The 12,950-nt window shown below is 61.0% G+C and carries 9 protein-coding genes; 4 read left to right on the top strand and 5 right to left on the bottom strand.

The features are described from left to right. Positions 1 to 12 precede the first annotated feature (12 nt). Together ACTO3O_RS07335 and gdhA are read right to left on the bottom strand one after the other, a co-directional pair. Positions 13 to 930: a hypothetical protein gene (locus ACTO3O_RS07335; protein WP_297832432.1), complete on the bottom strand. Its 918-nt coding sequence runs from the start codon at positions 928 to 930 to the stop codon at positions 13 to 15. Between the two features lie 359 nt (positions 931 to 1,289). Continuing rightward, entirely contained in the window at positions 1,290 to 2,645 is a 1,356-nt protein-coding gene (gene gdhA / locus ACTO3O_RS07330) for an NADP-specific glutamate dehydrogenase (protein ID WP_297832434.1), read from the bottom strand. Positions 2,646 to 2,830: 185 nt separating this feature from the next. On the opposite strand from gdhA, the gene ACTO3O_RS07325 reads away from it, so the two are divergent. Next, positions 2,831 to 3,028, top strand: a complete 198-nt coding sequence (locus tag ACTO3O_RS07325) for a hypothetical protein (RefSeq protein ID WP_294594348.1) — start codon at positions 2,831 to 2,833, stop codon at positions 3,026 to 3,028. A 1,330-nt stretch (positions 3,029 to 4,358) separates the two neighbouring features. On the opposite strand, the gene ACTO3O_RS07320 is transcribed toward ACTO3O_RS07325, so the two are convergent. Further along, the gene (locus ACTO3O_RS07320) at positions 4,359 to 5,495 is read right to left on the bottom strand and encodes an MraY family glycosyltransferase (protein ID WP_297832653.1); all 1,137 of its coding nucleotides are present in this window, start codon (positions 5,493 to 5,495) and stop codon (positions 4,359 to 4,361) included. A 224-nt stretch (positions 5,496 to 5,719) separates the two neighbouring features. Between ACTO3O_RS07320 and lysS the strand changes: the two genes are divergently transcribed. Then, positions 5,720 to 7,486 (top strand): lysine--tRNA ligase, encoded by a 1,767-nt coding sequence (lysS, locus tag ACTO3O_RS07315; protein ID WP_297832655.1) that lies wholly within the window; start codon positions 5,720 to 5,722, stop codon positions 7,484 to 7,486. A 1,231-nt stretch (positions 7,487 to 8,717) separates the two neighbouring features. On the opposite strand, the gene ACTO3O_RS07310 is transcribed toward lysS, so the two are convergent. Together ACTO3O_RS07310 and ACTO3O_RS07305 are read right to left on the bottom strand one after the other, a co-directional pair. After that, positions 8,718 to 8,930, bottom strand: coding sequence for a hypothetical protein (locus ACTO3O_RS07310; protein WP_297832636.1), 213 nt, complete (start codon positions 8,928 to 8,930; stop codon positions 8,718 to 8,720). Then, positions 8,915 to 9,061 (bottom strand): hypothetical protein, encoded by a 147-nt coding sequence (locus ACTO3O_RS07305; protein WP_297832639.1) that lies wholly within the window; start codon positions 9,059 to 9,061, stop codon positions 8,915 to 8,917. The genes ACTO3O_RS07310 and ACTO3O_RS07305 overlap by 16 nt, the downstream gene beginning before the upstream one ends. Before the next feature lie 124 nt (positions 9,062 to 9,185). Between ACTO3O_RS07305 and ACTO3O_RS07300 the strand changes: the two genes are divergently transcribed. After that, complete coding sequence (locus tag ACTO3O_RS07300) at positions 9,186 to 10,922, top strand: clostripain-related cysteine peptidase (protein WP_297832642.1); 1,737 nt, start codon at positions 9,186 to 9,188, stop codon at positions 10,920 to 10,922. Between the two features lie 885 nt (positions 10,923 to 11,807). Continuing rightward, complete coding sequence (locus tag ACTO3O_RS07295) at positions 11,808 to 11,954, top strand: hypothetical protein (RefSeq protein ID WP_297832645.1); 147 nt, start codon at positions 11,808 to 11,810, stop codon at positions 11,952 to 11,954. The last annotated feature ends 996 nt before the right edge of the window (positions 11,955 to 12,950 follow it).

Raw genomic sequence — 12,950 nt, 5'->3', positions numbered from 1 at the left:
ATCGGAGAGCGACTATCCATCGTACTCCTCTTCGCCTCCCTCCAAATCATCCATATCCTTTTGATTCTCAACCAGCTCCTTCGCCTTCCCGTAGAGATCGTCCGCCCGCTGCCGCAACGCCGCATCGTCCGGCCGCTCCGCCGCCATGCGGCCCGCACAGTAAGCCGCCAACGCATAAAGCCCTTTGGCCGTCAGCTCCTCGACATGTTCAGCCGTCAGCGCCGGCTCGTAATCCTCCCGGAGCGCAGTCGGGTAGTTCACAAAGTACTTCAACACCTTAGCCTGCCCGACAGGCGCGACCTCCGGCAGTTCGAGCCCGGTCGCCGTCGCCGGAGCCGCCTGAGAGAGCTCTCTGAGCAAGGCCCATTCCAGCAGCATATCGTTGTCGAACGGCACCTGTTTGTAGACCTGATACCAGAGCGGGCATGCCTGCCGGAAACGCTCCTCGTCGAAATCGGGGAAACGGTCGAAAAAGCGATCCAGGATCGTTTCGTTGAACGTCGAGCAGTCGAATCCCTCCGGCTGGTTCCACGTCTTCCCGTCCACCGACCAGGCGAAGAGAGTCGCGCAGGTTCCGGCCACCTCGTCGATCCGGTCGTAAATCTCGGCCGGGATCTCCTCCCGGGGCAGCGGCCTGCCCCCCTCGCAGCAACAGCTGCACACGAAACAGTAGTTCGGAGCGGCTACGAAGTGCAGAAACTCGTTGTCTCCCCCCGGAATCTCGTCATAGCGATACTCGCCCGTCTCCGGGTCGTAGCTCAGCGTAAAGTAGTCGGTCAGGATGTCGCCCTCCAGCCATTCGCAGACATCGTCGAATCCGCACTCCTGCGCCGTCTCCTCCTGCTCCGCCGTTCCCCAGCCGACAAGGTATTTCACTCCGAGCATCATCATGATGCGTTTCAGGGCGTCTGGCGACGGTAATTGTTTCATTTCCATAGCGTTGTGTTTTAATTAAGTGAATAAAAAAGGGTTCTCGTCCGGAAATAAAAAGCGTGGGCCTTTGAAGCTCATTTGTTTTCCAGGTATCGCCAAACACCTTACACCCAAATAAGTAAAGCCCACGTGTCGCCACGTGAGCGTTACCACTTTACTTTCGGGTGTGTTTCAAAATTGGCGATTTTGGGAAACAAAAGTAAAGCTAACGCTTTTCTATGTATGTCGTAAAGAGGTTTTTAATTCATGGGCAATGCTCGAGTTTCGGGACAAAGGTAGCAAAAAAACGGGCCGGCCGGTATGCGGGTGTCCGAAAAACCGCCACGCCCCCCTCCTCGGCGGTCTCCCGCCGCGCCCTACACGATCCCCTGCGCCAGCATGGCGTTCGCCACCTTCCGGAACCCCGCGATATTGGCCCCCTTGACGTAATTGACGTAGCCGTCCGGCTCCGTCCCGTAGCGCAGACAGGCCGCGTGGATGTTCCGCATAATGGCGTGCAGTTTTTCGTCCACCTCTTCGGCGGCCCACTGGAGGCGTTCGGAGTTCTGGGTCATCTCCAGCCCCGACGTCGCCACCCCGCCTGCGTTGGAAGCCTTGCCCGGCGAGTAGAGGAGTTTGTGCTGCTGGAAAGCGTGCACCGCCTCCGGCGTGGAGGGCATATTCGCCCCCTCGGCGACGCAGATACAGCCGTTGGCGATCAGTTTGGCCGCATCTTCGCCGTTGAGTTCGTTCTGCGTGGCGCACGGCATGGCGATGTCGCACTTCACCCCCCACGGCCGTTCGCCCGGGTAGTAGGTCGCGCTGGGATAGCGGTCGGCATACTCGCTGATCCGTCCGCGGTAGATGTTCTTGAGTTCGAAGATGTACTCCAGTTTATCAGCGTCGATCCCGTCGGGGTCGTAGATGTATCCCGATGAATCCGAAGCGGTTACGACCTTGGCCCCGAGCTGGGTCATCTTCTGGATGGCGTACTGGGCGACGTTCCCCGATCCGGAGACGGCCACGACTTTCCCCGCCGGAGAGTCCCCGCGCGTAGCGAGCATCTCCTGGGCGAAGTAGCTGACGCCGTAACCGGTGGCTTCCGGCCGCAGCGGGCTTCCGCCCCAATCCAAGCCCTTGCCGGTGAAGGTGCCGGTAAATTCGTTCCGGAGCCGTTTGTATTGTCCGAAGAGGAATCCGATCTCTCTGGCTCCCACGCCGATATCGCCTGCCGGGACATCGGTGTCGGCGCCGATATGGCGTTGGAGTTCGGTGGCGAACGATTGGCAGAAGCGCATGACTTCGCCGTCGGATTTCCCTTTGGGGTTGAAGTCGGAACCGCCCTTTCCGCCGCCCATGGGCAGCGTGGTGAGTGCGTTTTTGAAGGTCTGTTCGAAGGCGAGGAATTTCAGGATGCTGAGGTTGACGGAGGCGTGGAACCTCAGCCCCCCTTTGTAGGGCCCGATGGCGCTGTTCATCTGGACGCGGTATCCGCGGTTGATTTCGACCTCTCCGCGGTCGTTGACCCACGGTACGCGGAAGATAATAATGCGTTCGGGTTCGGCGATGCGTTCGAGGATTTTCATCTTCCGGAGCACCGGATTTTCGAGGATATAGGGGGCAAGACTCTCGACCACTTCTCGCACGGCTTGGTGAAATTCGGGTTCTCCGGGGTTGCGTGCTTCGATGCGGGCCATGAAGTCGCTGATGTACTGTTGGATTTGGTTTTCCATGAATTTATGGGGTTATGTTGGTTTTCAAGGTGTAAGAGGCACGGAGGCCCCCCGCCCCAAGGCCTTTCGCAGTCAGGAGGCCGGTCGATCAGGAGGCCTCTTACTATTATAAGGTACCGCTATAAGGCGTCACGCCTAATATGTTCCGCGCCTAATATTAGGTGGAAATACCTCCCCCTTTTCGAATGCCGAGCGGCCCCGCCCCGGGCTTCCGCAGCAGCAACGATGGGGGGCTGGGAAATGTCGGCGGAGACGGTACGGTATGGTCTTCTGCGGTGAGCGGCACGAACGGTTGGCGACTTTTATTCTACACGGGCGCCATGTCTCCTTCTGCCACGTACAATCGCGCCGGCGGTTTTCAGTTGCGTTGCCTCTCGGAATAAACGGGAGCCGGGCGATACCCCCGGGCTACCGCGACGCCGGAAGCGATAAACGATTGGGCGGATTGGGCTTCGTCGGTCACACAGGTTACAGTAGATCATCTACCATGAACGGGACTAATAGCGTGTTCTTGGCCTTCCTCATGCAAGGTCTCCTTCCCAGCTACGCGGACAGCCGTGGGCACGCTCTTCAGTTGCGTTGCCTCTCGGAATAAACGGGGGACGAGAGGCACGCGAATACTGGCCGTCGTTACCCTAAACAATCGGGTAGCCTCTACCCTATTTGTACTCCTGCGGCTCGTGGAGCCGCGCGGGCCGGACGCCTCCCCACGGGAGGCCCGCAATGTTCGCAAGCTCACTGCGGCCACTCCCGGGCGCCCGCCCCGTTTGGCAATGCCCTATTCTTTCAGGTTCGGGCTGCGCGCTCCGAGGACGGCGATTCCTCACGGAATCGCACTACTCGCTCTCAGTTCAAGCGGTCGAAGCCTGCGGAGCCCACAACAACGTCAGTTGCGGGCCTCCGCGGTCGGAGGCTTCGGCCCGCGCGACTCTACGAGTCGCATAAACTCATCTCAAGCCACCGCCCAATCCACAACCCGAATCTATCGGGGCTCGTTCTTGGCTCGCTATTTCGTTCTTAGCCTAAGTTCGCCGCCAGCGGTGAATGCAACGAGCTCCGTCGAGTTGCAGTCCGCCGCGCGGGGTGGCGGCGAACTGCGCGGCTCAAAGAGCCGCAGAAGCTCGGCCTAAAGCCCGGCCAAAAGCAAGACCCAACTCACCGCCCAAATCTCAGCCCAAAGAACAGCACGGCCCAAAGCTCGCCCCAATTCTCCGCCCCGTGTCAGCATCACTGCGGCTCCGCTTGCGCTCCGCCGCGTTTTCGCGCGCCTGCGCGATTCAACTATTTCGGCTTACCGCCGAAATAGTTGAATCGCTTCTTTAGGCGGGGCGCGCGGCTCTGGCTACAGGAGGGAACTGCCTTCGGGCCAGGCAGGCCCCGCGTGCCCGCGGTGGGCAAATGGCAGCCTTAGCCCAACTCCCTGTTCCGCGCGCTAGCGGAAATCTTATTCAAACGCGCACTACGCGTTTGAATGATTTCCTACTCCAGCGGTCGCGCGCGGTTGAGCTTTGCCCCGCCTTGAACTGTTCTCGTTGGCTTCGCCTTCCTCCTCGCCGCTCGGCAATTTGCAAACTACGTTTGCATTGCTCTCGCTGGCAGCGTCGGTTGTGAACAAAGAGAACCAGAAAAACTTTAGAGCGCATCCCTAAAGGGATGCTCTGGCCGGATATACCCGCAAATTCAAACAAACTTCGCCGTAGCAACTCCCCCGCCTCACGGCTTGCGGATCACCTCGTTCTCGCCCAGCGCCCGCCCGTAGTGATCGATCAGACGATTGAGGATCAGGTTAATCCCAACCCCCAAAACAATGTCCGCCAGCAAAACCCACCCGAAATCCAAACCGCAAACCTCCGTCAAAAAGAAATTGAACAGGATGAAGAAAACCTCCAACAGCAACAGAATCCCCGTGCTCTGCAAATGCGTCCGGTTGAGCTGCAACAGTTTGTGATGGATGTGGTTCTGATCCGGATAGAACGGCGATTTCCCCCGCGATATCCTGCTCACGAAGACCCGGCACGTATCGAACACCGGCACGAAAAGCAACCCCAGCAGAATCGCCAACGGAGCATGCAGCCCCACCGGCTGGAACGTCGTATGGCCCAAATTGGCGAACTTAAGTCCCAGGAAGATAATCATATACCCCAGCGTCAACGACCCCGTATCCCCCATGAACACCTTGAGCCGCGTCCCCAGCACATTGTACTGGAAAAACGCGATCAGCACCCCCGCCATCCCGAACGCGAACATCGCATAGACGAAAAGCTCGTAATAGATAAAGAAAATGCCCAGCGTCGAGAGGATGATCGTCCCCAGCCCCGAACACAAGCCGTCCACCCCGTCGATCAGGTTGAACGCATTGACCGTCAGCACCACCACCACGATCGTCAGCAGCGCGTCCGGCAGGAAAGGCAGCCGGTGGAGCCCGAACAGCCCCTGAAAATCGTAGACCGTCACCCCCGCGAAAACCAGACAGATCGCCGCGAAAATCTGAGCCGCGAACTTGTTCCGATACCCCACCCCGATCAGGTCGTCGGCCAGCCCCACGAAGTAGAGGATCAGCATCCCCGCCACCACGAAGAGAAACTCGGTCAGCAGCTCGATCTGCAAGTTGATCGAGACGTCGTATCCGTAATAGTACCTGAGCCCCAGCACGAACGCGAACGAAAAGAGCACCGCCGGAAAAAACGACAACCCGCCGAGCCGCGGAATGGCCCCCTTGTGCACCTTCCGTTTGTTCGGTTCGTCGAACAGCCGTTTCATCTTGGCAAAAATGACGATCCGCGGAATCGCCAGCCACCCGAAAGCGGCCGAAATCCCGAACGTCAGAATCACGAATAACACGTATATCATAGTCTCCCCCGAAGCGTTTTTGCGATTGGACAAATATAACGAACTATTCGGTACCCTGCAACGTCTTTATCGAGCTGTCGCCGATTTTTCGTACCTTTGCAGGCGGTGAGGTGTGCGCTTCGGAGCGTCGGGACGACCGCCCTCCGTCTGCGCCGCGCACCGGCGGGCCACACGGCCCGCCGGTCACCACCCCACGGACGACAAAAAAACATCAACACCGCAATATGGAACCTATGGAACTCAGCGAGCAGGAGCTCCTGCGCCGCGAATCGATGAACAAACTGCGCGAACTCGGCATCGAGCCCTATCCGGCCGCCGCCTATCCCGTGACCGCCACGGCTGCCGGGATTCGCGAGAAATATACCCCGGAGAGCACTGAATTTCAGGACATCCGGATCGCCGGACGCATCATGAGCCGGCGGATCATGGGGAGCGCCGCCTTCTTCGAGCTCCAGGATCACACGGGCCGAATCCAGGTCTACATCCGGCGCGACGACATCTGCCCCGAGGGCGATCCGACGCTCTACAACACCGTCTTCAAGAAGCTGCTCGACATCGGCGACATCGTCGGCATCCGCGGCTTCGCCTTCGTCACCAACATGGGCGAACTGTCGGTGCACTGCCGCGAGTTCACGGTGCTGAGCAAGTCGCTGCGCCCGCTGCCGATCGTCAAGGAGAAGGACGGCCAGGTCTTCGACGCCTTCAGCGACCCGGAACAGCGCTACCGGATGCGTTACCTCGACCTGATCGTCAACCCGCACATCAAGGAGACCTTCCTGAAACGGGCCAAGATCATCGCCACCATGCGCCGCTTCTTCGACGAGCACGGCTACGTGGAGGTCGAGACGCCGATCCTGCAACCGATTCCGGGCGGGGCGGCGGCACGGCCCTTCATCACGCACCACAACTCGCTGGATACGGATCTCTACCTGCGGATCGCGACGGAGCTCTACCTCAAACGGCTCATCGTCGGCGGGTTCGAGGGGGTCTACGAGTTCGGCAAGAACTTCCGCAACGAGGGGATGGACCGGACGCACAACCCGGAGTTCACCTGCATGGAGCTCTACGTGGCGTATAAGGACTACCGGTGGATGATGGAGTTCACGGAACAGCTGCTGGAGACGGTGGCCCGGGAGCTGCACGACGGCGAGACGCGCGTGCGGGTGGGGGATCGCGAGATCGACTTCCGGGCGCCGTTCCGTCGGGTGACGATGCGGGATGCCATTCTCGAAAAAACGGGCTTCGACATCGCCGGGAAGACGGAGGAGGAGCTGCGGGCGGCGTGCCGCGAGCTGGGGGTCGAGACCGACGAGACGATGGGCAAGGGCAAGCTGATCGACGCCATCTTCGGCGAGCGGTGCGAGGCGGATTTGGTGCAACCGACCTTCGTGACGGACTACCCGATCGAGATGTCGCCGCTGAGCAAGCGCCACCGCGACGATTCGACGCTGACGGAGCGTTTCGAGCTGTTCGTGAACGGGAAGGAGCTCTGCAACGCCTACTCGGAGCTGAACGACCCGATCGACCAGCTGGAGCGGTTCCAGGAGCAGCTTCGGCTGTCGGAAAAGGGCGACGACGAGGCGATGTTCATCGACATGGACTTCGTGCGGGCGTTGGAATACGGCATGCCGACCTGTTCGGGGCTGGGGATCGGGATCGACCGGCTGACGATGTACATGACGGATCAGTCGTCGATCCAGGACGTGTTGTTCTTCCCGCAGATGCGGCCGGAGAAGAAGGCGGTGCGGGACGAGCCTGCTCTCTACACGGCTGCGGGGATTCCGGAGGAGTGGGTGCCGGTGCTCCAGAAGATGGGCTACGTGACGGTGGCTTCGCTGGGGGGGCTGGCGCCGAACAAGCTGTGGGGGGATCTGTGCGGGTTCAACAAGAAGAACAAGCTGGGGCTGAAGAATCCGACGGCGGAGGAGGTCTCGGGGTGGGTTTCGGCGGCTGCTTCGGGTTCAGCTTCGACCTCGGCTTCGGCGGAGTAGCGGCATTCGGTTTCGGCCCGGCTTCCGGCGACGGAGGGGCGGTCGGATGCAATAAAAAGGAGGCTTTTTCCGTCAATTGAGAACAGGGACAGCCGTGTCCGTCTCGAGCTGGCGGAACAACGAGCCGGGCCGAGGCTGTCTTGGGGTTTGGTCGGAGGCGGCCTGTGGAAATGCGTGAGCATTTCCCGTCCACGGGACGTGGGGCCCGCGCGGCCCGAGCGCAGTCCCCTCCTGTAGGACAGACGTGCGCCGACGCCTTAAGAGGGAAATCGTCAAAACTCGCTTGCGTGTTTTGACAAGATTTCCCAAGGCGCGCGAACAAAGAATGGCGTGCAAAACTCCGTCGCCCGCCCGCGTAAAGGGCATATTCTGCCGGTTGGCGGAGAGCCAATCCGGCAAGAATTGCCGCGGGCGACGTTTAGGAGCAGACACGCCCAACTTTCGGGTGCCGAGCGGCACCGGCGGAGCGCCAGCGGAGCCGCAGTGAGGCGGACACGGGGCGGAGAGCTGGGGCGAGCTTTGGGCTGTGCTTGTTCTTCAGGCGGGAAAACCGATTTCGGTTTTTCCACCGCATTGGGCCGAGCTTTTGCGACTCGCAGAGTCGCGGGGGCCGAAGCCTCCGACCACGGAGGCCCGCAACTGACGTTGCTTTGGGCCCCGCAGGCTTCGTTCGCTTGAACTGAGATCGAGTAGCGCGCCCAAGGACGAACTTCGCAGAATGGGGGCGGTGAATGGATGCGATGCTCGTGCGACTCGCAGAGTCGTGCAGTCCGCCGCCACCCCACGCGGCGGGCTGCAACTCGACGGAGCTCGTTGCTCCTCCGCTGGCGGCGAACTTTCCGTGATGAGGCAATGCTTTTGCGACCCAACGGGTCGCACGGGCCGGAGCCACCCCCGGCGTAGGGCCGCCACTCGCGATGCTCGTTGCGTCTACGCTGGCTCCGACCGATGGAATTAAATTACAGTCGGGTAGAGGCTACCCCTTGGGGTAGTTCCAGCCCCTTGCCCCCGCGGGCACGCGGCCCGTTTATTCCGAGAGGCAACGCAACTGGAAACCGTTGGAACGATTAACCGGACTGATGTGTAGCCGTTGCATGTCGAAAAGCAAATAGATGCCATTTCTGTCGTTAATGGAAGCAGACCAGCTGTTACCTTCGCGACCGACATTGCCCAGGTCCCCTAATCTCCCATTATTGCCTCCGTCGCGGAAGCCCGGGGCGGGACACTCCGTTTATTCCGAGAGGCAATGCAACGGAAAACAGTGGGCGCGATAATCCGATCCGTTGGAGAACAGCCAGGAAGGGCTGAAACTAAAGTTCACGCCATTGGTACCACTGACCGCAGACGACCAGCCATAGCCGTGGCTGCCGATGTGCTTCAGCGCGCCCGAGGGGCCGCGACGGTAGCCCGGGGCCGAACGGCACCCGTTTATTCCGAGAGGCAACGCAACTGAAAACCGTGGGCGCGGCTGTCCGAGTTGCTGGTGTTGAGGCCCTGCGAATGGAAATTCAAGTCCAGGCCGCTGATGCCGCTCGTGGCGGAAGACCAGCCGAACCCGTTGTAGCCGACGCTCACCGGCCCGCCCGAGTACGCGTGGCGGTGGCCCGGGGCGGGGAGGAACGACACCGAACTTCCACCGAAAACAACTACAGAATACCCGCTGACGAATCCCTCATAAAAAACAAAGAAACCGAAACAGATGAAAACCAACCGGATATACCTTCTTCTCGTCAGCCTCGTCGGCCTCGGCAGCTGCAAAGAAACCACCCCGCCCGAGCCGCCCCCCCTGCCCGCAGCCCAGCGCACCGTCATCGAATACGTCATCGCCACCGACCAGAGCTACCCAGCCGCCCAACGCTACATCAACGAACTCGAAGCCACGTTCGACCCGGCCGGGAACGAACGGCATATCGTCTACCTCTACCCGCCGGCCAAAGGGAGCACCTACGCCCCCGCCGACCCGCAGTACGACGAACGGCCGAGACTCCTGCTCATCACCCGCGACCAAGACCCCGAACAGTTCGGGAGCACCGTCCTGAAAGCCTACAACCGCGGACAGGCACCCGGCGACCCCAACGTTTTGCAGACCGTACAGGAAGACGCCCTGCGGCTCGCCCCGGGCGACTACTACACCATCGCCACCTGGCACAACCCCGACGTGCCCCCCGCCGGACGCACCGTCATCGAATACATGGTCGCCGACAACAACCTCTACCCCTACGCCGTGCAGAACATCAACGACATGGAAGCCGCGTGGGCCGCACTCCCCGACAACGAAAAAGAGGGCCGGATGGTCGTTTATCTGCATCCGGTGGCCGCCGCAAGCCGGTGGGCACCGACCACAGCCGACTACGACGACACCCCGCGGCTGCTGCTCATCTCCGGCGACCGCAACGACCCGAACCGACCCTTCGCCAGCCGCGTGCTGAAGACCTACAGCCGGGAACAAAACCCGACCGATCCGGAAGTGATGGCCCGCGTGGTGACCGACGCCATGGCGCTCGCACCGGGGGCGAGCTACGGACTCGCCTTTTGGTCGCACGGCGCCGGATGGCTGCCCGCAGAGAGCTATCAACCGCTTCGGTCGGTCATTCCCTCCTGGGACGACGCCGGGTGGAGCGGGTCGAAACTCGCCGGGATCGGCGAACCGAAGCCCACGTCGATGAGCGGAACGAATACAGACAATCCGGGGATTACGAGCTACTCGTTCGGCATAAGCAGCAGCTTCGACAACAGCGAGATGGAGATCGACGCGATGAGCCGGGCCTTGTCCGGATTCGGGAAGTTCGACTTCATCCTCTTCGACGCCTGCCACATGGCCTGCATCGAGCTGGCGTGGGAGTTCCGCGACCGAACCGACTACCTGATCGCCTCGGCGGCCGAGGTTTTGGGAGCCGGATTCCCCTATCGGGAGGTGCTGAAACCGATGCTTTCGCCCGGCGCGGCGGATGTCGAGGGGATAGCGCGCACCTACTTCGACTACTACAACGAACAATCGGGAGCCTATCGGACAGCCACCGTTTCGGTGATCAAAACCAGCGGGTTACCCACTTTGGCGGAGGCGGTGAAACGGCTGAGCGACACCGGGTTGTCGGAGGGGACAACGGGTCTCTCGCCGGCGGCGCAGCAGTTCGGACGCACCTACACCTCGTTCAACGGGACGTTCTACGACCTGGGCGACCTGGTTCACCGGACGTGGAACGGGGCCGCCTACACGGAAGCAGTGGGGGCGTTCGACCGGGCGCTGGCGGCGGCGGTACCGTATGCAGCGACGACGCCGTGGATTCTCGAAGGGCAGTCGGGGGCGATTCGGGTGCTGACCCATTGCGGCCTGTCGTCCTACCTGCCGCGAGCCTCAACGCCGGTCTCTCTGGAGGCCTATCGCACGCGGTTCGGCTGGAGCGAAGCTTCGGGAATGGGCGCGCTGGCGCGGTAGGCGGGGACGATTTAGGGACGAAGCGGCCAGCTTTCGAGTACCGAGCGGCACCGCCCCGGGCTACCGCGGATACCCTTCAGGCACGTTATGGGGTGGCCATTATGCCGGATATAACTGGTCATCAGCCACAAACGAAATCGACGGCCTATTTTTATCTTTTGACATACACGGCCTCACCCCGGACAATGCAGCGAGTCGCGGCTTCGGTTTTCCGTTGCGTTGCCTCTCGGAATAAACGCGCCCACAGGGCGTTTTACTACCAGCCTCTACCCCAAGCAACTGGCCGGGTCTACCCTAAAAATAAAGGCAGCCTCTACCCTAACCAACTGATCGGGTCTATCCTAAATAACCGGCGGCCTCTACCCTTTCTTGGTCTGACTTTACGCGCACGGAAAACGCAGACCAGCCGCTCAACGGTACCTTCCCGTACTATTCGGACGGCGTAGCGGGTGAAAAATATGGTGCAGGAAATTACAAAGCCACCAACGGTCGTCTCTACAAGGTAAGCACCTCGGGCGCGGGAACCCCGCTCGCCTGGTACCCCGCCCCGGGCTTCCGCGAGAGAGCCAGTGGCGGGCTGAGCTACGTCGGCGGCACCGGGTTCAGCTATTCGTCGTCGGTGAGCGGCAGCAATGGGGTGTACTTGCATTTCGGCGTGGCGAGCCTCTATCCCAGCTACGCGAGCAGCCGCGGCTACGGTTTTCAGTTGCGTTGCCTCTCGGAATAAACGGACGCACTGCGTCTTTTGATGGCTGTGTCTACACCAAATGGAGACCAAGGCAGTCCGATTGCCTGGGGTAGAGACACTTAGGGGTCGAGGCGACCAGTAAAACGCCCTGTCGGCGGCGCGCCCCGGGCTACCGCTATGTCAATTCGGGCGATCTGGTGGGGAGCGGCAGCTATGGTTCTGTTAGATCGGCTTCGGTCAACGGTATCAATAGCATATACTTGGATATCAGCGCATCACTCCTCCGTCCCAATTTTACGCACTATCGCGCCCACGGTTTTCAGTTGCGTTGCCTCTCGGAATAAACGGGGGGGCCGCTCGCGGGGGGCAAGGGGCTGGAGTTACTCTAACTGGGTCGACTTTGGCGGACGGAGCCAGCGGGGGCCGAACGAGGATCAAGAGTTGCGGCCCTACGCCGGGGGTGGCTCCGGCCCGCGCGACCCGTTGGGTCGCAGGAGCACGGCCTATTCGTTCTGAGCGCGACAACAGTTTGCCGCCAGCGGGGACGCGACCGAGCTTGCGAGGGTTGCAGTCCGCCGCGTAGGGTGGTGGCGAACTGCGCGACCCAAAGGGTCGAAAAAACTCATCCCAAACCACCACCCAATCCACACCCAAATCTCTCGGCTTGGGCGAACAGGACGGCGCCCCTAAAGGGTCGAAAAAGCACAGCCCAAAAGTTTAGCCCAACTCTCCGCCCATTCATCCTCGGGCGCGCCCCCCGGCGCCCGAGGACGGCGATTCCGAACGGAATCGCGCTATTCGCTCTTAGCCTATAGCAATTCGCCGTCAGCGGTGACTGCAACGAGCTCCGACGAGTTGTAATCCGCCGCGCAGGGTGGCGGCGAACTGCGTGACCCTAAAGGATCGCAAGCGTTCAGCCTAACTCACGGCCCAATTCACAACCTAAATCTGTCATGTTCGGCCTGTCGTCCAATTCATTACCAATCTGCCGGGTTCGTTTTCGGCCGCAGCCAGCGGAGAACGAAGACGGAGCGAGAGCGGAGTATTTCGGCCCTCCGCATCCGGGGCTGCGGGCCGACCGTTGACACGGGGACTGAGCTATTCGCTCTCAGCCTATAGCTGTGCACCGTCAGCGGTGAGTACAACGAGCTCCGACGAGTTGCAGTCCGCCGCATGGGGTGGCGGCGAACTGCACGACCCTACGGGTCGCAGAAGCTCGGCCAAAAGCAAAGCCCAAAGCACGACCAAAGGTTCAGCCCCATTCTGTTGGGTTCGGGCTGCGCGCTCCCCGGGTGGGCCGAAGGCCCAGCGCGCAGGCCCGGAGGTTTTCCGAACCACAA

Source organism: Rikenella sp., assembly GCF_056799795.1.
Note: the sequence above shows the minus strand (reverse complement) of the source record. Positions and strands in the feature narration are given on the sequence as shown.